The organism is Methylobacillus pratensis (genome assembly GCF_054072455.1).
In genome coordinates this window covers 227,289-247,325 of the sequence record NZ_JBSUSR010000005.1, presented here as the reverse complement: position 1 = coordinate 247,325, position 20,037 = coordinate 227,289, and the positions used below count along the sequence as shown (strand labels likewise).

The following is a 20,037-nucleotide window of genomic DNA, read 5'->3' as shown; positions in this document are numbered from 1 at the left end:
GCGGCAACCCCCTTGCCAACCCCAGCATAACCCCGCCGGGGAAGGTTGTCCAAGGCCGCACCCGGCGGCATGGCCCGGCCAGGGCTAGCCGCGATTATTTTGCTGCGACGACCGGCGCAGCCTCCCAGCTGCCGCCCAGCGCGCGGATCAGGTTGACCGTGGCGCGGGCGCGTTCGCCGTCGAGCTGCAGGGTGACGCGCTTTTGCTGCAGCAAGGTGCGGTCCGCATCAATTACTTCCAAGTAGCTCACCAGGCCTTCGCGGTAGCGGCTTTGCGCGAGGTGGCTGGCGCGTTGCGACGAGGCGACGGCCGTGTCCTGTACTTCGGACTGGTTGTCGAGGATGCGCAGGCTGGCCAGGTTGTCCTCGACCTCGCCAAAGGCGTTGAGCACGGTCTGGCGGTATTTGGCGACGTCTTCCTCGTAGACGGCGCGTGCCCGTTCCAGCCCGGCCTCGCGGCGGCCGCCGTCGAAGATCGGCATCGAGAGCATGGTGCCGATCAAGGGGCCGAGCAGGAAGGTGCGGTTGGACCATTCGAACAGGCTGCCCAGCTCGGAGGATTCGTAACCGAGCGCGCCGGTGATGTTGAGGCGCGGGAAATAGGCCGCCTTGGCGACGCCGATGCGCGCGTTTGCCGCAGCCATCGCGCGCTCGGCGGCTGCGATGTCAGGCCGGCGCTCCAGCAACGAGGACGGCAAGCCTGCCGGCACGTTGATGCTGATGCGTTGCAACGGAAGCGCTGCCAGGCTGAACTCCGCCGGGGATTTGCCCAGCAGGATGGCGAGAGCATGCTCGGCAATTGCGCGGCGGCGCGTCACGCCCAGTTCCTCCGAGCGTGCGGCCGCGAGTTCGGTCTTGGCGCGCGCCAGCTCCAGCTCGCTGATGTCGCCGGCGTCGTAGCGGTGCTGCGTCAGCTGCACGGTCTGCTCGCGCAGCTTGACAGTGTGCTGGTAGATGTCGCGCTCGGCATCCAGCTCGCGGATGGTGAAGTATTGCTGCGCCACATCCGCCTGCAGGGAGAGTAAGACAGAGCGCAGCAGGGCGGCGCTCTGTTCCGCATCGGCCTGAGCGGCGTTGACCAGCGAGGATACGCGGCCGAACAAATCTGCCTCATAGGCGAATTGCGCCTGCGCGCGCCACAATGTCTGTTCGCTGCCGTTCTCGGTGCGCTGGGCATCTGGCGATACGCGTTGATGCCCGGGGCTGATGCCGCCGCTCAGTTGCGGGTAGCGGTTGGAGCGCTCGTCCTTGAACAAGGCGCGTGATTGCGCCAGCCTGGCAGTGGCGGCCTGCAGGTTCTGGTTGGCGGCCAGGGCCTCGTCCTCCAGGTTGTCCAGGGTGAGGTCGTTGAAGACCTGCCACCACTGGCCGCGGTGGTTCAGTTCCGCCGGCTCGGCAGTCTTCCACTGGCTGGACTGCTCTCCAGTTGCATGAGTGGAGGCTTCCTTGAAGTGCGCCGGCGTTGCCACCTGGGGCTTCTCATAGACCGGGGCCACTGAGCATGCCGCCAGCAGCAGCGTCGCGGTCAATAGCGATAATGTCTTGGTCGGTTTCATGGTGTGCTTCCTATATCAAATGGCTGGCGGCTGGGCCGGCAACATGGGGTTTGTGCTCGGTGGCCGAGTGCAACTGGCGGCCGCCGCTCAGCTTGCGCAGCAGCACATAGAACACGGGCGTGAGGAACAGGCCGAACAGGGTCACGCCCAGCATGCCGAAGAACACGGCGATGCCCATGGCGTAGCGCATTTCCGAGCCCGCGCCGCTGGAAGTCACCAGCGGCACCACGCCCATGATGAAGGCGATGGAGGTCATGAGGATAGGGCGCAGACGCAAACGGCTGGCCTCGATCGCGGCCTTGACGATGCTGCTGCCTTGCAGCTCCAACTCGCGCGCAAACTCGACAATGAGGATGGCGTTCTTCGCAGACAGCCCCACCAGCACCATCAGCCCGATCTGGGTGAAGATGTTGTTATCGCCCTTGGTCAGCCAGACGCCCGTGAGCGCAGCCAGGATGCTCATCGGCACGATGAGGATCACTGCGAGCGGCAAGGCCAGGCTCTCGTACAGCGCCGCCAGCACCAGGAACACCAGCAGCACGCTGATCGGGAACACCCAGATGCCGGCATTGCCCGCGAGGATCTGCTGGTAGGTCAGGTCGGTCCACTCGAACTTGATGCCGGGCGGCAGGGTCTGCGCGGCTATCCTTTCCACTGCCGCCTGGGCCTGCCCGGTGGAATAGCCGGGCGCCGGCCCGCCGTTGATGTCGGCGGCGGTATAGCCGTTGTAGCGCACCACCATTTCCGGGCCATAGGTGGGCGTCACCTTGACCAGCGAGGACAACGGCACCATGTCGCCCGCCATGTTGCGGGTTTTCAGTTGCAGGATGTCCTCGGCCTTGGCGCGGTAGGGCGCATCGGCTTGCGCGCGCACCTGGAATACGCGGCCGAAGCGGTTGAAGTCGTTGATGTACAGCGAGCCGAGGTAGATCTGCATGGTGTCGAACACCTCGGTTACCGGCACGCCCAATTGCTTGGCCTTGGCGCGGTCCAGGTCCACGTTCAGCTGCGGCACGTTGATCTGGTAGTTGGTGAACATGGGGCCCAGCTCAGGCGCCTTGGAAGCCTCGGCGACGAAGGCGTTCACCGCCTTGTCCAGCTCGGCATAGCCCAGCGCGCCCCTGTCCTCGATTTGCAGCTTGAAGCCGCCGATGGTGCCCAGGCCCATGACCGGGGGCGGCGGGAACACGGCGATATAGGCATCTTGGATCTGGCCGAATTTCTCGTTCAGCGCTTGCGCAATCGCGGCGGCCGACAATTCCTTGCCTTTGCGTTCGTTGAACGGCTTCAGCGGCGTGAAGACGATGCCGGCACTGGAACTGTTGGTGAAGCCATTGATCGAGAGGCCGGGGAAGGCGACCGCGTTTTCCACGCCGGGCTGCTGCAATGCGATCTCGCTCATGCGGCGGATGACTTCCTCCGTGCGTTCCAGCGAGGCGCCGCTAGGCAGCTGGGCGAAGCCCACCAGGTATTGCTTGTCCTGCGCCGGCACGAAGCCGCCGGGCACAATCAGGGAGACGCCGACGGTCAGGCCGAGCAGCACGGCATAGACGCCCATGGCCGCGCCCTTATGGTTGATGATGCCCTTGACGCCTTTGCCGTAATTGTCGGAGGCGCGGCTGAACAGGTTGTTGAACCTGGCAAAGAAGCCGCCCAGCCAGCGGTCCATGAAGCGCGTGAGCCAGTCCTTCTTGTCGCCGTGGCCCTTGAGCAGCATGGCGGACAGGGCAGGGGACAAGGTCAGGGAGTTGAACGCCGAGATCACGGTGGAAATGGCGATGGTCATGGCGAACTGCTTGTAGAACTGCCCGGTGAGGCCGGTCATGAACGCCAACGGCACGAACACCGCGATCAGGGTCAGCGCGATAGCGATGATGGGCCCGCTCACCTCGCGCATGGCCTGGTAGGTGGCGTCGCGCGGGCTCAGGCCCGATTCGATGTTGCGCTCGACGTTTTCCACCACGACGATGGCGTCATCCACCACGATGCCGATCGCCAGCACCATGCCGAACAGTGACAGGGCGTTGATGGAGTAGCCGAACGCCAGCATCAGCGAGAAAGTGCCGATGATGGAGACCGGGACCGCCAGCAAGGGGATGATGGACGCGCGCCAGGTCTGCAGAAACAGGATCACCACCAACACCACCAGGGCGATCGCTTCCAGCAGCGTGGTCACCACGGCGCGGATGCTGGAGCGCACGAACTGCGTCGGGTCGTAGACGATGTGGTATTCCACGGATTCGGGGAAATCGGCAGCCAGCTCCTTCATGGTGGCGCGCACGGCATCGGAAATCGCCAGCGCGTTGGCGCCGGGCGCCTGGAAGATCGGGATGGCGACCGCAGGCTTGTTGTCCAGCAACGAGCGCAGGCCATACTCGGAAGCGGCGAGCTCGATGCGCGCCACGTCGGAAAGCCGCGTGATGGCGCCGTCGGCAGAAGTCTTGAGGATGATCGCGGCAAACTCCTCCTCGGTCTTGAGGCGGCCCTGCGCATTGACGGAAAGTTGCAGCGGCACATTATTTGGGGACGCGCCGATTACGCCGGCCGCTACCTGCACGTTCTGCTCGCGGATCGCCTGCACCACGTCGGATGCGGTCATGCCGCGCTGGGCGACTTTCTGCGGATCGAGCCAGACGCGCATGGCGTAGTTGCCGGAGCCGAACAGGCCGACCTCGCCCACGCCCTGGATGCGCGCCAGCCTATCCTTGACGTTGATCACGGCATAGTTGCGCAAATAGGTCATGTCGTAGCGGTTGTCCGGCGAGGCCAGGTGCACCACCATGGTGAGGGTGGGCGAGCTTTTCAGCGTGGTGAGGCCCAGCCGCTGCACGTCGGGCGGTAGCCTGGGCAATGCCTGGTTGACGCGGTTCTGCACCAGTTGCTGCGCCTTGTCCGGGTCCACGCCGAGCTTGAAGTTGACGGTGATGGTGAGGTTGCCGTCGCTGTTGGCCTGCGACTGCATGTAGATCATGTCTTCCACGCCGTTGATGGATTCCTCCAGCGGCGAGGCCACCGTCTCGGCGATCACCTTGGGGTTGGCGCCGGGATATTGCGCGCGCACCACCACGGAAGGCGGCACGACTTCGGGATATTCCGAGATGGGCAGCTGGAACATGGCCAGCGCACCGCCCAGCAAGATGAGCATCGACAATACGCCCGCAAAGATCGGGCGGTCGATGAAGAATTTTGAGATATTCATATTGGATTCTCCCTAAGAAGGTTCTTAGGCGTTGACGGCCTTTTGCTGTTTATTGGGTAGGCTGCGGATCGTGTGGATGGCTTCCTCTGCCCGAACCTGGGCCAATGGCGACTCGCTGCCAGGCATGGCGATCAGATGCGGGCTGACCTGGCTGCCGGGACGCACCCGTTGCAGGCCATTGACCACGATGCGTTCGCCAGGCTGCAGCCCGCTTTCCACCACGCGCAGCTCGCCATGGGCCGCGCCTAGCCGTATCTCGCGGTAATTGGCCTGGTTCTGCGCATCGACCACTAGCACGTAGCGCTTGTCCTGGTCGGTGCCCACGGCTTTCTCGTCTATCAGTAACGCCGGGTGGGTGCTGCCGCTGCCCAGCCTGACGCGCGCATAGAGCCCCGGCAGCAAGTCGCCCTTGCGGTTGTCGAACACGGCGCGCACGCGGATGGTGCCCGAGGCGGTGTCGAGGCGGTTATCGACCGAGCCGATGCGGCCTTCGCGGCTGTAACCGTCTTCATTAGCCAGGCCCAGCAATACCTTGAGCTGGCTGGTGTGCCCGGGCTGGATGAATTTCAGGTAGCTTTGCTCGTCCACCTCAAGTGCCGCGTAGATATTGTCGGTAGAAACCAGCGTGGTGAGCGGTGTGGAGCTCGCGCCCGCGGAGACGATATTGCCCAGCGTCACCTCGGCGCGGGAAATCCGGCCGGATACCGGTGCCGTGATGCGGCTGTATTCCAGGTTGAGGCGGGCAGTCTGCAATGCGGCCTGCGCTGCCAGCAATGCGGCTTTCGCCTCCAGCGCCGCGTTGCGTTTTTCCTCGAAGTCGCGGCGGGCAATGGCGTTGTCGCCGATCAGGCGTTCTGCGCGTTCCAAATCATGGCTGGTGTAGTCGAGCCGTGCCTCGGCGCCGCTCAGCTGGGCCTGGGCGCGTGCGACTTCCGCCTCGAACGGCCGCGGGTCTATGGTGAACAGCACGTCGCCTTTCTTCACCAGATCGCCGTCCTTGAAATGGATCTTGGTCAGCGTGCCGGAAACCAGGGGACGGATTTCAACACGCTCGACCGCCTCCAGGCGGCCGGAATAATCCTGCCAGTCGGTGATGTCCTGCTGCGCGACAACGGCAACGTCCACGGTAGCGACATTTGTTGCGGCAGCGGTGTCGGCTTGGGCCTCGTGGCTCGCGGGCGACCACAAGATGACGCCGCCCGAGATTGCCAGGGCCGCCGCCAGCAGGGCGGCGAATTTCTTTTGTTGGAGTGGTTTAGACATGATGTTCCTCATCTTCAATGTTGAAATCAAAATTTAGCGCGGCTAACAAAACGCTCCTGTCAGGAGCGCTTCGCTGAGTTCTGTTAGCCGCTGTTAATAGGTAAACCGGCGTGTCCCGCCTGGCGTTGCAGGAACTCCACCACCTCGCGCAGCATGGGCTGGTGGGCGGGCAATTCGGCGTGCTGGACGCCGGCAAAACGCGACACCTGGGTAGGGATGCCGGCCTTGATCAAGGCGCTGGCGTATTTTTCCGCCTCGATATGCAGCACGTCGCATTCGGCAGTGGCGATCATGGCGGCGGGCAGGCCGGCAAGGCGCAGCGACTCCAGCGGCGCGGCATAGGGGTGCATGCGTTGCGTGCACTTGGGCAGGTATTGCCGGTAGCGTTGCGCGCATTGCGCTGCGGTAAGCTCGGACTTGAGCCTGGCGGCGTCGCCCAGCAGGGTCATGCTGGGGTCCAGCATCGGCGCGATCAGCACTTGCGCGGCAATGCTGAATTCCCCGCGGTCGCGCGCCATCATGCTCAGGCCCGCTGCGATACTGCCGCCCGCATCGTCCCCCGCCACCACGAGCAGCTTGGCAGCCGCGTTCAGGCGACGCGCGTTGCGTGCGGCCCATTGCGCCGCGGCGTAGGCATCTTCCGGCGCAGCGGGAAACGGGTGCTGCGGCGCCAGGGCATAGCCGACGGAAAGGACGACGGCAGGGCAATGGTGCGCGATGAAACTGGCGGGAAAGTCCGCATCGTCGAGGCAGCCCGCATTGAATCCGCCGCCGTGGAAATACAGCACCAACGGCACGTTGCCTTCCGCCTGCGCGCGACGATACAGCCGGACGGGGATCGCTCCCTCGGGTCCGGGGATGATGAAGTCTTCACGGGAAACGCATGGTTCGTTCACAATTGGTCTGCATTTGCTGATACTGGATGCGACACATTGTGATCGTTGTTGCTAATTTAATAATCTGCGCAAATGTGGAAACACTATTCGTAAATTGCAAACAATAGTGGTGGGGGAAAATTTACATCTCTCAACCTGTTGTACAAATTGGCGATATCCCATTCGAGGATTGCAATTTAAATCTAAATGTTATTGAGTCCCTAAGTAAGCGTTTTAAACATCACCAGGGCATCAACAAAACCTTCCACTGGATGTTGAAACGCTTTTGGTATCCTTCCAACGATCTTAAAACCGAATGATTGCCATAGCTTTACAGCCCTGTGGTTGCTGCTTACTACAAAGTTAAATTGCATCGCTAAGTAGCCTTGGGCTTTGGCAAACTCAATTGAATGCTGGCACATGGCTCGAGCTATACCTTTCCCCGTCGCATGTATTGAGGTCATATAGCCGCAGTTGCACACATGGCTTCCTCCACCTGGCTGATTTGTGCGAAGGTAATAGGTGCCCAATATTTGACCGTCTTCTTCCGCAACAAAAGTAGTTTTCTCAGGAGCTAGCCAATAGTCCAGAGCATCACCTCTTCCCATCTTTGGATCTAGGGCGTAGGTCTCTCCAGCTCGAATGACAGGTTCAAGGATTTTCCAGATAGCAGGGCGATCTTCATTGGTGGCTAGGCGGATATTCATGCTGAGTATGGCTGATAATGAGTTAATTGGTTAACAACCTAATTGTAGATAATAAGTGGCCATGGATGTAGGCGCTTTAGCTATCTTGCTCGCGTGTCGAAATGTTTACCATGCAGCGACTTCCCCAGCATGTCTTTGGCATTCTCCTCAGTACTGCTCCTGCTATTGCAGCTTTGGCGGGATTCATTGTGTTGAATGAGCAACTGACCTTAGTCCAGATCGCGTCCATTGGATTCATTATGGTGTCTTCAGGAGGAAGTACCATAGGTTCGAAGAACCTTCGTGCCAACGGTTAGTATTTCGCTCGCCCAATCCGCATTTGGATTGTAGATGACATACCCGGTAGCAAATACCATAGATGAGTTTTCCCAATTTATTGATTACAATAAGAAGTGATTCTTATTTTCAATGTTGAGCAATCCCCTGATGTCGCATTTTTCCTCGCACTTGCTGGCCGAGCAGCTTTACCAACAGCACCAGCACTGGTTGCGCTTGTGGCTCAATCGCCGTCTGAACAACCATTCCGAAGCGGCCGACCTTGCCCAGGACACCTTCATGCGCATCCTGCTGATGCCGGAACTCTCGTCGAGCAACCTGGAAAACGAGCCGTTGCGCGAACCGCGCGCTTACCTGGCGACAGTGGCGCGCCGGGTGCTGTTGAACCATTTCCGCAGGGCGTCGCTGGAACGGGCCTGGCTGGATGCGCTGGCGCTGATGCCGGAGGCGGAGGCCCCTTCGCCGGAACAACAGGCGCTGATCGCCGGCGCGTTGAACGAGGTGGATGCCATGCTCAACGGCTTGTCCCCCATCGTCAGGGAAGTATTCGTGCTGTCGCAGGTTGAGGGGCTGACCTATACCGAGATCGCGGAACAGCTCGACATCGGCTTGCGCTCGGTCAAGCGCTACATGGCGCAGGCCATGGCGGAATGCATCGTGCTGGCCTCCAGCTACCAAGGCAGCATCTGACACGATGGCGGCGCCGGAGCTTTCGATTCGCCAGGTCGCCATGCAGGCTGCGGAATGGTTCGTGCTGCTCGATTCCGGCGAAGCCACGGCGCAGGAGCTGGTTGCCTTCCAACAGTGGCGCGGCGCTGACCCAGCCCACGAGCAAGCCTGGCAGCAAGCCCAGCGCATCAGCGGCCTGGCGTCGAACCTGCCGCAACAGACGGGCAGCACATTGCGGCGCAAAACGCGCCTGGACAGGCGCAAGGCCATCAAGCAACTGGCGATATTGATTGCGGCCGTGCCTGCCGGCTGGCTGGGCTGGCGCACCAGCGAGCAGCAAGGCTGGCTGGCCGATTACCGCACCGCCACGGGAGAGCAGCGCCGCATCGTCCTGGCAGACGGCACCGTGATCCAGCTCAATACCGCCACCCGGATCGATGTCGATTACAGCGCCATCTCACGCACCATATATTTACGCAGCGGGGAAATCCTCATCGCAACCGCCCCCGATGCCCAGCCGAATGGCAAGCCGCGTCCCTTCACCGTGCAGACCGCTTATGGGCCAGTGCAGCCGTTGGGCACCCGTTTTGTCGTGCGCCATATCGACGACCATGTGTTTGTGGCGGTGCAGGAGGGGGCCGTGCAAATCAGCAATGGGGCCAGGACTGACATCCTTCATGCCAATGAAGAAACCCGCTTCGATGCCGACGCCATCTACCAGCCGCAAGCATTGTCTCCCCGCGAGCTGCATTGGGCGCGCGGTGTGCTTTCAGCCGATGAAACCCGCCTGGGTGATTTTATTGCCGAGCTTGCGCGCTATCGTCCGGGCATTCTGCGCTGCGATCCTGCCGTGGCGGATATCCGCGTGACGGGCGCTTACCAGTTGCAGGATACCGACGCCATCCTGCTCAACCTGGCCAAGGTGTTCCCGGTCAAGCTCGAATACAGGACGCGTTACTGGGTCACCGTAACGGCGAGATGACTTTTGATATGGAATGTTCCATATCAAAATCAAGCTCTTTTTCGATTCCAGAAAATAAACTGCCTTCATTTGGCCCTTTTCCCCTGCCTGTTGTGTCCTGTCTGTTGACGTAACAAAAACGATTAACATTACAGGAAGGAACATATGTCATTGCGTCATCAACCCCAAAGCACGATTCCCCAATACATGCAGGCGGAAAACGTCTCACCCCGTCCTCGCATCCATCATGCTGTGCATGCGGCAGTTTTGGCTATCGGGATGGCGGCAGGCGCTGCCAGCTGGCATGAGGTACATGCCGAACAAGTCACAAGCCAGACCGAGGTTAGGGAGCTGAACATTGCCGCCGGATCGCTGGCTGCCGCTATTACGGAATTTGCCGTGCAGACCGGCATCAATATCACCACGGAGCCTGCGTTAGTCAAAGCGCAGGAAACAAGGGGTCTGAAAGGTAGCTACACTGTAGCTCAAGGATTGTCTGCATTATTATCGCCACTAGGATTACAAGCAGTTAGGCAGGAGGAAGGCAATTATATTGTCAAAACTATTGCTCAATCCGATGTCGAGGTTCCAACCGCTATATTGGCAGAGCTGACAGTGAAAGCGCAGGGTATGGGGGAATCTACGGAAAATACACAAAGTTATGCCGCTAGATTGGTCAGTGTTGGCTCCAAGACGCCAACCAGCCTGCGTGAGACACCCCAGTCTGTTTCCGTAGTGACTTCACAGTTGATTCAGGACAAGCGGATGACGGATTTGACTGAGGCGATGAAAATCACTCCCGGCATCACCGTACAAAATACCAATTATCGGATCAATAGCTTTTACTCGCGCGGATTCTTGCTGGATAACTACCAGATCGATGGTGCATCTCCGATGGCGATGAGTACTTCAGCTGGCAGTTTTTATGGCATTGGCACTTTTGATCTAGTTGAGTTTGACCATGTCGAAGTATTGCGAGGTAGTAGCTCATTGTTTGGTGGTGCAGGCAATCCTGGGGGCATTGTCAACCTGGTGCGCAAGCGGCCAACCCGGGATACTCAGTTCAAGGTCGATGCCTCAGCAGGTTCCTGGGATAACTATCGCGTGCAGCTAGATGCCAGTGGATCATTGACTGAGGCTGGTAATCTGCGTGGCCGGCTGGTGGCTGCTCATGCCGACCGTCAGTATTTTATCGACAACCGCAGCACCGAAAAGCCGATTGTGTATGGCATTCTGGAGTTTGATTTGACGCCGGATACTATGGTGACACTGGGTGGTCGTTATGAGCGGATTCATGAGAATGGCACATGGAGCAGTGTACCTAGATATAGTACTGGTGAAGATCTGAAATTAAAGCGTAGTACTGGTTTGACACAAAGTTGGTCATATACTGATGCAAGTTCAAAAGAGTTATTTGCCAAGTTTGACCATGTGTTCAAGAATCAGTGGAAATTGAATGCCACCTACACTGGTACGCATGAGAAAGTGGAAAGCCTGGGGGCATTTGCCTTGAATGGCGTGAACCCGGTTACTCTGGCCGGACCAATCTGGACTGGGAGTTATAATGATTCATGGACAAAACAGAGCCTGTTTGATACTAATTTGTCAGGTAGTTTCAATGCCTTCTCGCGCGAGCATGAGTTTGTATTAGGTGCCGATTGGCAGAGAGTCACGAGTCAATGGCGTGGTGGGGCTTATCCAGCAAACCGCGGGTTGCCAGCGAATGTATTTGATCCCAGCTCAACGTATTGGAATCCTTATCCTATCAGTAGCACCTTAACTATCAAGTACAACCCGAACACTCAAGTACAGTATGGCATCTATGCGCGAACTGCATTACAGGTGAGCGATCAAGCGAAGCTGATTCTTGGAGGTAGGCTTGCACGCTACAAATTTGAACAGACCATTGATGATGGTGTTGATATCAGCCGTATTGAGATGCGTGAGCCAACCAAGTTCGTGCCCTATGCAGCGTTGACGTATGAGTTGGATAAGCAGTGGTCTGCCTATGCTAGTTATTCCGAGATTTTCAAGCCACAGCAGAACTTGCTGCAAGGGCCTGAGGGTAGTGCAAAAACTGTGAATGCTATGACAGGCAAGACTTATGAAATCGGTCTGAAGGGCGATTTGTTCAATGGTGCTGTCAATACCGGAGCGGCTGTTTTTTACACCAAGCGCGAAGATGGCGCCATTCTGGATACGCGTTATCCCAATAATTCGGTCTTGTTTGGTGGGAGTTGTTGCTACTTGAATCAGGGTGAAGTGGTCAGCAAGGGAGTGGAATTGGAAGCCAGCGGCGAGATATTACCTGGGCTGATGACGATGGCCAGCTATGTCTATAACTATAACCGCAATCTGGCTGACAGCCTTCCATTGAGCACGATTACGCCCAAGCATATGGTCAAGCTGTGGACTGTCTATCAGTTGCCAGGGAATTACTCCAAATGGCGAGTTGGTGGGGGTGTCAATCTGCAAAGCACAACCTATGTCAGCGGTGTCTCCAACAGGTTTGATGGGGCAGGGAATGTGGTTGAGGCGAACATTCCTTTCAAGTATACCCAAAGTGGCTATGCGATTTGGGATGCCATGGTGGAATACCAAGTGGACAAGAACTGGTCGCTCAATCTGAATGCCAACAACCTGTTTGACAAGACATATTACCAGACGGTAGGCAGTGCTGGGTTGGGGAACTATTACGGTACTCCCCGAAATGTCATGCTGACTGTGCGTGGCACGTTCTAAGGGAAATATCGATTGAAATGATGGGGTGCTTATCGCACCCCAATTTTTTGTGAGTTTACCGCACCAAATGCAGAAAATGCAGGTGGCGTTCGTACTGGTCCAGGATGTCGCTGATGACTGCGCTCTTGCTCCAGCCGACGAGGTCGTAATTCTGTCCGCCTTCCTTGAGGTGGACTTCGGCCCGGTAATAGCGCGCGTCCTCGTCCGCACTGTCCTTGGTGCCTTGTACGGTAAAGCTGGGTTGCGCGTAGGAACGCGGCCTGACTTCGTAGACAAAGTCGATTTCGGCGCCATGCATGACTTCCAGCCTGACGCGGCCGTCCTCTCCCGTGGTGACCGATACCTCGTACTGGCGCTTGCGTAGTTCCGTGGCGACTTCTTCCGCCGCGGGTTGCACGGTCTCGCGGATGAATGTCCGCACGTCGCCTCGGGATGGAAAGGTGACGATGGTGCGCAACCGCTGGCGCCAGTTTTCCGGCGCGTTTCCGGGCGGCGGCGCGAGATAGGTCTGGAAGCGAGTGCCGCGCTTGGTCAGGTCGATGTTCAATGCGCGCAGCAAGCCCCACGATGCGGCGACCAGGACGATGGAGAAAGGCAGCGCGCTGGCGATGGTCGCGGTCTGCAACGCGGAGAGCCCGTCCGCCAGCAGCAACACCACCGCGACGATGCCGATGACGAGCGACCAGAAAATGCGCTGCCAGACCGGCGTCCTGTCCTTGCCGCCGGAGGCGAGCATATCGATGACCAAGGCGCCGGAATCGGCGGAAGTGACGAAAAAGATGATGACCATGATGACGGCGACGGTGCTGGTGACTTGCGGCAGGGGAAGCTGTTCCAGCAAGGCGAACAGGGCCAGCGAGTTGTCGGTTTTCACAGTCTCGCCGAGCGAGGCCAGGCCGTCGTAAAGGTAGAGGTGGATGGCCGTATCCCCGAACACCGTCATCCAGAGGAAAGTAAATCCTGCCGGCACGAAAATGACGCCGGCAATGAATTCGCGGATGCTGCGTCCGCGCGACACGCGGGCGATGAACATGCCGACGAAGGGCGACCATGAAAGCCACCAGCCCCAGTAGAACAGGGTCCAGCCGCCCAGCCAGTCGGTAGGTTCATAGGCGTAGAGGTTGAAGGTCTTGCTGACGATCTGCGACAGGTAGGCGCCGGTGTTCTGTACATAGGCCTGCAGCAGGAACACGGTGGGGCCCATGCAGAAGACATAGGCCATGAACAGCACGGCCAATATCATGTTGAGTTCGGAAAGCCGACGGATGCCTTTGTCCAGGCCGCTTGCCGCCGAGGCAGTCGCGAGGGCGGTGGTGACCAGGATCAGCACTACCTGCACCAGGATGCCGACGGGAATTTGCGGGATCAGGTGGTGCAACCCGCTATTGATCTGCAGCACGCCGAAGCCCAGCGACGTGGCGATGCCGAACACGGTGCCGATAATCGCGAAGGTGTCGACCGCATGGCCGATCGGTCCGTGGATGCGCTCGCCGATCAAGGGGTAGAGCGCGGAACGCAGGGTCAGCGGCAGGCCGTGGCGGAAAGCGAAAAACGCCAGGATGAGCGCCACCAGCGCATAAATGGCCCAGGCATGCAGCCCCCAGTGGAAAAAGGTGATGCGCATGGCCTCGCGCGCTGCTGTGATGGTGTCGGCGTCGCCTTGCGGTGGGTCTATGGTGTGCATCAAAGGCTCGGCTACGCCGAAGAACATCAGGCCGATGCCCATGCCCGCGCAGAACAGCATGGCAAACCAGGTGGCGTTGCTGTATTCGGGCTCGCTGTGGTCCAACCCCAGCTTGATGTCGCCGAAGCGGCTGACCATGCAGTAGACGGTGAGGATGAGGACCAAGGCTACGGTAAGGATGTAGAACCAGCTGGCATTCTTGATGATCCAGGTCTGGATGATGCCGAAGATGGCCTGGGCATCGCTGGGGAAAAATGCTGTCAGGCCGACCATCAGCACGATGAGGCCGGCAGCGCTGAAAAACACGCCGGGATTGATCTGCATGCGGGGGGCGAGGGGCTGGGATTCTGACTCGGGCATGATGGTGTTGGATGATGGGTTCTGTACATTATAAGCATGTTCAGCCCGCCAGGCGCCAGGCGCTAGGCGCTAGGCGCTAGGCGCTAGGCGCTAGGCGCTAGGCGCTAGGCGGGGAGCGGCTGGATTGCCCATTCTAAAAACCTGTCCACAATCTTTTTATTGATGATCCTGTAAATAATTGGTTAAATTTTTCATGATTGTTAGTAGAATTCATCACAATTATCCAGTTTGACAGGAAAGCATCATGGACAGGTTCCAGGCAATGCAGGTATTCACCCGGGTGGTCGATGCCAACAGTTTCACGCGCGCGGCGGATAGCCTCGGCTTGCCGCGCACGACGGTGACGACCACCATCCAGGCGCTGGAAGGCCTGCTCAAGGTACGCCTGCTCAACCGCACCACGCGGCGCCTGAGCCTGACGCCGGACGGCGCGGCCTACTACGAGCGCTGCATGCGCATCCTGGCCGAGGTGGACGAGACGGAAGCCTTGTTCCGCGACGTGACGCGCGGGCCGAGCGGGCGGCTGCGCATCGACGTGCCGCCCTCAATCGGCCGCCTGATCATCATTCCCAAGCTGTGCGATTTCTACACGCGCTACCCGGACGTGGAGCTGGTGATCGGGATGAGCGACCGCCCGGTGGACATGGTGCAGGAGGCGGTGGATTGCGTGGTGCGCATGGGGGGATTGCAGGATTCCAGCATGGTCGCCCGCCGCATAGGTGCGTTCGGTGTGGTGACCTGCGCTTCGCCGCGCTACCTGGAGCAGCACGGCGTGCCCACGACACTGGAAGACCTGGAGGAGCACCATGCCGTGAATTATTTTTCCAGCCGCACGGGGCGGAACATGGACTGGGATTTTGTCGTGGACGGCAAGGTGACGGAAGTGCGCGGCGTCGGCAAGGTCGCGGTCAACGACGCCGAGGCCTATGTCGCCTGCGCACTGCAGGGCTTCGGCCTGATCCAGGCGCCGCGCTATATGGTGCTGCCGCATCTACAATCCGGCGAGTTGGTGGAAGTCCTGCCGCAATGGCAGCCGTCCAGCCACCCGATTTCAGTGGTATACCTGCACAATCGGCACTTGTCGCCCAAGGTCAGGGCCTTCGTGGACTGGATCGCCGAGCTGTTCGCCAGCTGCCCGCTGCTGGGCGGATGCAGCAGCGACATGGTGGATGCGGAGTGCCGCTTTGCCCAGTGCGAGCAGGGCAACACCATGCGCGAGATCATCGACCGCAACAATACGGCCGAGGCGGTATTTTAGAGTTCTTAGGTTTACGCGTATAGCAGCGAGGCGTATGCCTGGCGCACGACCTGGTAGCACTCGCACGCCATGCGTTCGAGGCCCGGCCGGTTCAACACGTGGATATGGCCGCGGCTGTAGCTGATCAGCCCTTGTTTCTGCAGTTTCCCCGCCGCTTCGGTGATGCCTTCGCGCCTGACGCCCAGCATGTTGGCGATGAGCTCCTGCGTCATGATGAGCTCTGTCTTGTGCAGGCGGTCCAGGCTGAGCAAAAGCCAGCGGCATAATTGCTGTTCCAGCACGCAATGCCGGTTGCAGACGGCGGTCTGGGTGATTTGGGTGATGAGGGCCTGGGTGTAGCGCAGGAACAGGTGCGCGACGGCAGGCCGGCGGTCGAAAATCTGCTTCAAGGTGCCGGCGCGGATGCGGTAGCCATACCCGGCACTCTGCACCACGGCGCGGCAGGAGGAGGTATTGCTGCCCATGATGACCGGCGTGCCAACCATGCCTTCCTCCCCGACCACCGCGATTTCCGTCGATGCGCCGTTCTCCATGACATAGAGCAGGGAGACGATGGCATCGACAGGGAAGAACACATACTTCAATAATTGTTCCGATTCGTACAACACCTCGCCCAGCTGCATGCAAAGCGGCTCCAGGTTTTCTATTAGCTGCTGCTGATCTTCCAGCGGCAGCGCGTTGATCAAGGTATTGCCATGCGGGCTGAACGGGATATCCATTTGGCCTCCAAGCAGAGTGCTGCAATTCAGTATATGCCGATCGATCCGGCCTGCAACGGACAATTGCCGTGCATTAGTCCGATTGGGCTAGTTTTCCTATAAATCATCGGGTTATGTGCGGTAGCGCACAGTAAAGCAGGGGGCTGGCATGCATGCTCAGTCCACCTGGCGCTCATAGCCAGGCAAACGTACTTTTCTTAGGCAAATGACGATGAGAAGGAAGAGAAAATGAATAAATTGACTATGGCGATTTGTGGAGCACTACTGGCTGCAAGTAGCGGGGTAAATGCAGCGAACATCGTGGTGAACGGGGGCTTCGAGGCCGATGCGATCTCGGGTGCCTGGGAGCAGTTGCCCTCGGTGACTGGATGGAACTCGGACGGCGTGTTCGAAATACAGCGCGGCAGCGATCATGGCGGTTGGCCAGCATTCAATACTGCATTCGAAGGGGAGCAGTACCTTGAGCTGAACTCGACCAACCTGACCTCGATCTGGCAGGACCTGACAACGACTTCCGGCGGCTTGTACAACCTCAGCTTTGCCTATTCCGGCCGCTCGGATACTCCAGGCGACCTGAACAGCGCACTGGAAGTGTATTGGGGCGGGGCACAGGTGGTGGCAACCTCTGTCACTTCGCATAGCGGATGGGTGGAATACCACTTCACCAACCTGCTGGCCTCCAATAGCCTGACCACCTTGAAGTTCGTCTCGATAGAACCGCAGAATGCGCCCTCGTACGGTTCTTTCCTCGATGGCGTGGTGGTCACCGCCGTGCCCGAACCCAGCACCTACGGCATGCTGGCGCTGGGCCTGGGCGTAATGGGCCTGATCAGCAGGCGCAAACGCCAGCACCAGCATCCTCTCTATTAAAAGACGCTATTCCTCAATTGGCCGGGTTGATGCCCGGCCTTTTTCATTCCGCCGCCAGCTTGTTGCGGAGAGCGGCCACCGCCCGGTACGATTTTAGCCTGACTGCGTGGTCGAACACATGGCCGGTCACCATCAGCTCGTCGGGCGCGAGGTCATGGAGCAGCTTTCTCAAGCCGGCCTCAACGGTGGCGGCGGAGCCGACCAGCGAGCAGGCCAGCATGCGTTCCACGCCGATCTTCTCGGCAGGCGTCCAGTATTGCTCGATATCGTCCACCGGCGGCGGCAATTGCCCCGGCGTGCCGCGGTGGAGGTTGGTGAAGCCTTGCTGCTGGGAACTGAACCAGTAGCGCGCCTCTTCATCGGTGTCGGCGACCAGGATATTGGCCGTGACCATGAAGTAGGGCTTGTCCAGCGAGGCGGAGGGCTGGAAATTGCGGCGGTAGGTGTCCAGCGCCTGTAACAGGAAGGTGGGCGCAAAATGCGAGGCAAAGGCGAACGGCAAGCCATGCGCAGCGGCAAACTGTGCGCCATAGAGGCTGGAGCCCAGTATCCAGATGGGGATGGCCAGGCCCGCCCCGGGCACCGCCCTGATGCCCTGGCCCGGCTGGGGCAAGGCAAAGTAGTCCTGCAGCTCGGCCACCAGCTCGGGGAAATCCTCACCATGCGCATGCAGGTTGCGCCGCAAGGCACGCGCGGTAGCCATGTCGCTGCCGGGCGCGCGGCCCAGCCCGAGGTCGATGCGCCCCGGGTAAAGCGATTCCAGCGTGCCGAATTGCTCCGCGATCGCCAGCGGGGCATGGTTGGGCAGCATGATGCCGCCGGCGCCGACGCGTATGGTCTTGGTCTGGCCGGCGACATGGCCAATGACGACGGCAGTTGCCGCGCTGGCGATGCCCGGCATGTTATGGTGCTCCGCCAGCCAGAAACGCCGGTAGCCTGACTCCTCCCCAACTTGCGCCAGTTCAATGGAGTTGCTGAAAGCCTGTGCAGGCGTGCTGCCCTGCACGATGGGGCAGAGGTCGAGGATGGAAAATGGAATCATCGCTTGCAAGTGTCATTCATCAGAATGTTGTGGAAGACAGGTGTTTGCCCTTGAGGTTCGGTTCAAGCCCGATTATGCACCGGCCTCAACAATTTCTGTGGGTAACTTTGTGGGCATGATGGGCATTGCGCTACTAAGCGGCTGTTATGCCATGCATAAATTGATCCTGCTTGTTTTTTAAGCATCTGCCAGTTTAATTTATCCTGCGAGAGAACATACAATACGGGACGCTGTCATTCTTTACATACCGTCCCTCCTTCATTGAACCTTATTGATCGGCCCCATATTTTGACCATGCTTACTTTTGATAACCGTTTCTTGCGAGAGTTGCCGGGCGATCCGGAAACCAGCAACCAGTTGCGCCAGGTGTATGGCGCCTGTTGGTCCAGGGTGATGCCGACTTCGGTGTCTGCGCCCAGGCTGCTCGCCTATTCGCCAGAAATGCTGCAAACGCTGGGGCTGGGCGAGGAAGAGATCAATTCGCCGGCATGGGTAAGCGCGCTGGGCGGCAACGGCCTGATTCCGGGCATGGAGCCCTATGCCATGTGTTACGGCGGGCACCAGTTCGGCAACTGGGCAGGACAGTTGGGTGACGGCCGGGCCATCAGCCTGGGCGAGGTGGTCAATTCCCAAGGCCAGCGTTGGGAACTGCAGCTCAAGGGCGCGGGCGTGACGCCGTATTCGCGCATGGCGGACGGGCGCGCAGTGCTGCGCTCCTCGGTGCGCGAATTCCTCTGCAGCGAGGCCATGCACCATCTCGGCATCCCCACGACGCGCGCCCTGAGCCTAGTGCAGACCGGCGACGTCGTGATCCGCGACATGTTCTACAACGGTAATCCGCAGGCGGAGAAGGGCGCGATTGTCTGCCGGGTATCGCCCTCGTTCATCCGCTTTGGCAATTTCGAGATTTTCGCCATGCGCGACGACAGGGAAACCTTGCAAACGCTGGTGGATTTCACCATTGATCGTGACTTTCCCGAGTTGAAGGATTACCCGGAAGAAGAGCGCTTTGCCGAATGGTTCGCCATCGTCTGCGTGCGCACCGCGCGCCTGATTGCGCAATGGATGCGCGTGGGCTTCGTGCACGGCGTGATGAACACCGACAATATGTCCATTCTCGGCCTGACCATCGATTACGGCCCATACGGCTGGGTGGACAACTTCGACCCGGGCTGGACTCCCAACACCACCGACGCGGCAGGCCGCCGCTATTGCTTCGGCCGCCAGCCCGACATCGCGCGCTGGAACCTGGAGCGCCTGGCGCAGGCGCTATATGCCTTGAAGCCCGAGCGCGAGATCTACGACGAAGGCCTCATGCTTTACGACCAGGCCTACAACAAGGAATGGGGCGCCGTGCTGGCCGCCAAGTTCGGCTTCAGCGCATGGCGCGACGACTATGAGCCCTTGCTCAATGAAGTGTTCGGCCTCATGACCCAGGCCGAGATCGACATGACCGAGTTTTTCCGCAGGCTGGCTTGGGTGGATTCCGCCCAGCCCGACTTGGGGGTATTGCAGAGCGCAGCCTATAGCCCTGCACTATGGGAAACGTTCAAGCCCAAGTTCGGCGACTGGCTCAAGCAATACGCACAGGCGACGCTCGCGGACGGGCGCGACCCGGCGGAGCGGCGCGAGGCCATGAACCGGGTCAATCCGCGTTACGTGCTGCGCAACTACCTTGCCCAACAGGCCATAGACCTGGCCGACACGGGCGATACCAGCATGATAGAAGAGCTGCTGGACGTGCTGCGCAAGCCTTATGACGAGCAGCAGGGCAAGGAGCGTTTTGCCGCCCTGCGGCCGGATTGGGCCAGGCACAAGGCAGGGTGTTCCATGTTGTCGTGCAGTTCATAAAAAAGC

Annotated in this window: 14 protein-coding genes; 6 read left to right on the top strand and 8 right to left on the bottom strand. The window is 59.5% G+C overall.

From position 1 onward, the window contains the following. Positions 1-94: 94 nt before the first annotated feature. The 5 genes from ACW4YW_RS12015 to ACW4YW_RS11995 form a co-directional block, all read right to left on the bottom strand. On the bottom strand, positions 95-1,555 hold the full coding sequence (locus ACW4YW_RS12015) for an efflux transporter outer membrane subunit (protein WP_457137767.1): 1,461 nt from the start codon (positions 1,553-1,555) through the stop codon (positions 95-97). A gap of 10 nt (positions 1,556-1,565) precedes the next feature. Continuing rightward, positions 1,566-4,754 carry an efflux RND transporter permease subunit gene (locus tag ACW4YW_RS12010; protein WP_457137766.1) on the bottom strand — a complete coding sequence of 1,063 codons (3,189 nt, stop codon included), beginning with the start codon at positions 4,752-4,754 and terminating at the stop codon, positions 1,566-1,568. Positions 4,755-4,778: 24 nt separating this feature from the next. Then, positions 4,779-6,017, bottom strand: coding sequence for an efflux RND transporter periplasmic adaptor subunit (locus tag ACW4YW_RS12005; RefSeq protein WP_457137765.1), 1,239 nt, complete (start codon positions 6,015-6,017; stop codon positions 4,779-4,781). Positions 6,018-6,100: 83 nt separating this feature from the next. Continuing rightward, positions 6,101-6,913: an alpha/beta hydrolase gene (locus ACW4YW_RS12000; RefSeq protein WP_457137764.1), complete on the bottom strand. Its 813-nt coding sequence runs from the start codon at positions 6,911-6,913 to the stop codon at positions 6,101-6,103. A 200-nt stretch (positions 6,914-7,113) separates the two neighbouring features. After that, the gene (locus tag ACW4YW_RS11995; protein WP_457137763.1) at positions 7,114-7,599 is read right to left on the bottom strand and encodes an N-acetyltransferase family protein; all 486 of its coding nucleotides are present in this window, start codon (positions 7,597-7,599) and stop codon (positions 7,114-7,116) included. Between the two features lie 426 nt (positions 7,600-8,025). On the opposite strand from ACW4YW_RS11995, the gene ACW4YW_RS11990 reads away from it, so the two are divergent. The 3 genes from ACW4YW_RS11990 (at position 8,026) to ACW4YW_RS11980 (ending at position 12,247) form a co-directional block, all read left to right on the top strand. Continuing rightward, the gene (locus tag ACW4YW_RS11990; RefSeq protein ID WP_457137762.1) at positions 8,026-8,565 is read left to right on the top strand and encodes a sigma-70 family RNA polymerase sigma factor; all 540 of its coding nucleotides are present in this window, start codon (positions 8,026-8,028) and stop codon (positions 8,563-8,565) included. Between the two features lie 4 nt (positions 8,566-8,569). Continuing rightward, the gene (locus ACW4YW_RS11985; RefSeq protein ID WP_457137761.1) at positions 8,570-9,526 is read left to right on the top strand and encodes a FecR domain-containing protein; all 957 of its coding nucleotides are present in this window, start codon (positions 8,570-8,572) and stop codon (positions 9,524-9,526) included. A gap of 144 nt (positions 9,527-9,670) precedes the next feature. Continuing rightward, on the top strand, positions 9,671-12,247 hold the full coding sequence (locus ACW4YW_RS11980) for a TonB-dependent siderophore receptor (RefSeq protein ID WP_457137760.1): 2,577 nt from the start codon (positions 9,671-9,673) through the stop codon (positions 12,245-12,247). Between the two features lie 55 nt (positions 12,248-12,302). On the opposite strand, the gene betT is transcribed toward ACW4YW_RS11980, so the two are convergent. Further along, entirely contained in the window at positions 12,303-14,291 is a 1,989-nt protein-coding gene (gene betT / locus ACW4YW_RS11975; protein ID WP_457137759.1) for a choline BCCT transporter BetT, read from the bottom strand. A gap of 244 nt (positions 14,292-14,535) precedes the next feature. Between betT and ACW4YW_RS11970 the strand changes: the two genes are divergently transcribed. Then, on the top strand, positions 14,536-15,549 hold the full coding sequence (locus ACW4YW_RS11970) for a LysR family transcriptional regulator (RefSeq protein WP_457137758.1): 1,014 nt from the start codon (positions 14,536-14,538) through the stop codon (positions 15,547-15,549). 11 nt (positions 15,550-15,560) lie between these two features. On the opposite strand, the gene ACW4YW_RS11965 is transcribed toward ACW4YW_RS11970, so the two are convergent. Beyond that, the gene (locus ACW4YW_RS11965; RefSeq protein WP_457137757.1) at positions 15,561-16,268 is read right to left on the bottom strand and encodes a Crp/Fnr family transcriptional regulator; all 708 of its coding nucleotides are present in this window, start codon (positions 16,266-16,268) and stop codon (positions 15,561-15,563) included. A gap of 228 nt (positions 16,269-16,496) precedes the next feature. On the opposite strand from ACW4YW_RS11965, the gene ACW4YW_RS11960 reads away from it, so the two are divergent. Continuing rightward, on the top strand, positions 16,497-17,138 hold the full coding sequence (locus ACW4YW_RS11960; RefSeq protein WP_457137756.1) for a PEP-CTERM sorting domain-containing protein: 642 nt from the start codon (positions 16,497-16,499) through the stop codon (positions 17,136-17,138). A 43-nt stretch (positions 17,139-17,181) separates the two neighbouring features. On the opposite strand, the gene ACW4YW_RS11955 is transcribed toward ACW4YW_RS11960, so the two are convergent. Beyond that, positions 17,182-18,180: an LLM class flavin-dependent oxidoreductase gene (locus ACW4YW_RS11955; RefSeq protein WP_457137755.1), complete on the bottom strand. Its 999-nt coding sequence runs from the start codon at positions 18,178-18,180 to the stop codon at positions 17,182-17,184. A gap of 294 nt (positions 18,181-18,474) precedes the next feature. On the opposite strand from ACW4YW_RS11955, the gene ACW4YW_RS11950 reads away from it, so the two are divergent. Next, on the top strand, positions 18,475-20,031 hold the full coding sequence (locus ACW4YW_RS11950) for a protein adenylyltransferase SelO (RefSeq protein ID WP_457137754.1): 1,557 nt from the start codon (positions 18,475-18,477) through the stop codon (positions 20,029-20,031). Positions 20,032-20,037 lie beyond the last annotated feature (6 nt).

Excerpts from the sequence above, each read along its gene's own strand:
- ACW4YW_RS12015 (WP_457137767.1), bottom strand. The coding sequence starts at position 1,555 with ATGAAACCGACCAAGACATTATCGCTATTGACCGCGACGCTGCTGCTG.
- ACW4YW_RS12010 (WP_457137766.1), bottom strand. The coding sequence starts at position 4,754 with ATGAATATCTCAAAATTCTTCATCGACCGCCCGATCTTTGCGGGCGTA.
- ACW4YW_RS12005 (WP_457137765.1), bottom strand. The coding sequence starts at position 6,017 with ATGTCTAAACCACTCCAACAAAAGAAATTCGCCGCCCTGCTGGCGGCG.
- ACW4YW_RS11995 (WP_457137763.1), bottom strand. The coding sequence starts at position 7,599 with ATGAATATCCGCCTAGCCACCAATGAAGATCGCCCTGCTATCTGGAAA.
- ACW4YW_RS11990 (WP_457137762.1), top strand. The coding sequence starts at position 8,026 with ATGTCGCATTTTTCCTCGCACTTGCTGGCCGAGCAGCTTTACCAACAG.
- ACW4YW_RS11985 (WP_457137761.1), top strand. The coding sequence starts at position 8,570 with ATGGCGGCGCCGGAGCTTTCGATTCGCCAGGTCGCCATGCAGGCTGCG.
- ACW4YW_RS11980 (WP_457137760.1), top strand. The coding sequence starts at position 9,671 with ATGTCATTGCGTCATCAACCCCAAAGCACGATTCCCCAATACATGCAG.
- betT (WP_457137759.1), bottom strand. The coding sequence starts at position 14,291 with ATGCCCGAGTCAGAATCCCAGCCCCTCGCCCCCCGCATGCAGATCAAT.
- ACW4YW_RS11970 (WP_457137758.1), top strand. The coding sequence starts at position 14,536 with ATGGACAGGTTCCAGGCAATGCAGGTATTCACCCGGGTGGTCGATGCC.
- ACW4YW_RS11965 (WP_457137757.1), bottom strand. The coding sequence starts at position 16,268 with ATGGATATCCCGTTCAGCCCGCATGGCAATACCTTGATCAACGCGCTG.
- ACW4YW_RS11960 (WP_457137756.1), top strand. The coding sequence starts at position 16,497 with ATGAATAAATTGACTATGGCGATTTGTGGAGCACTACTGGCTGCAAGT.
- ACW4YW_RS11955 (WP_457137755.1), bottom strand. The coding sequence starts at position 18,180 with ATGATTCCATTTTCCATCCTCGACCTCTGCCCCATCGTGCAGGGCAGC.
- ACW4YW_RS11950 (WP_457137754.1), top strand. The coding sequence starts at position 18,475 with ATGCTTACTTTTGATAACCGTTTCTTGCGAGAGTTGCCGGGCGATCCG.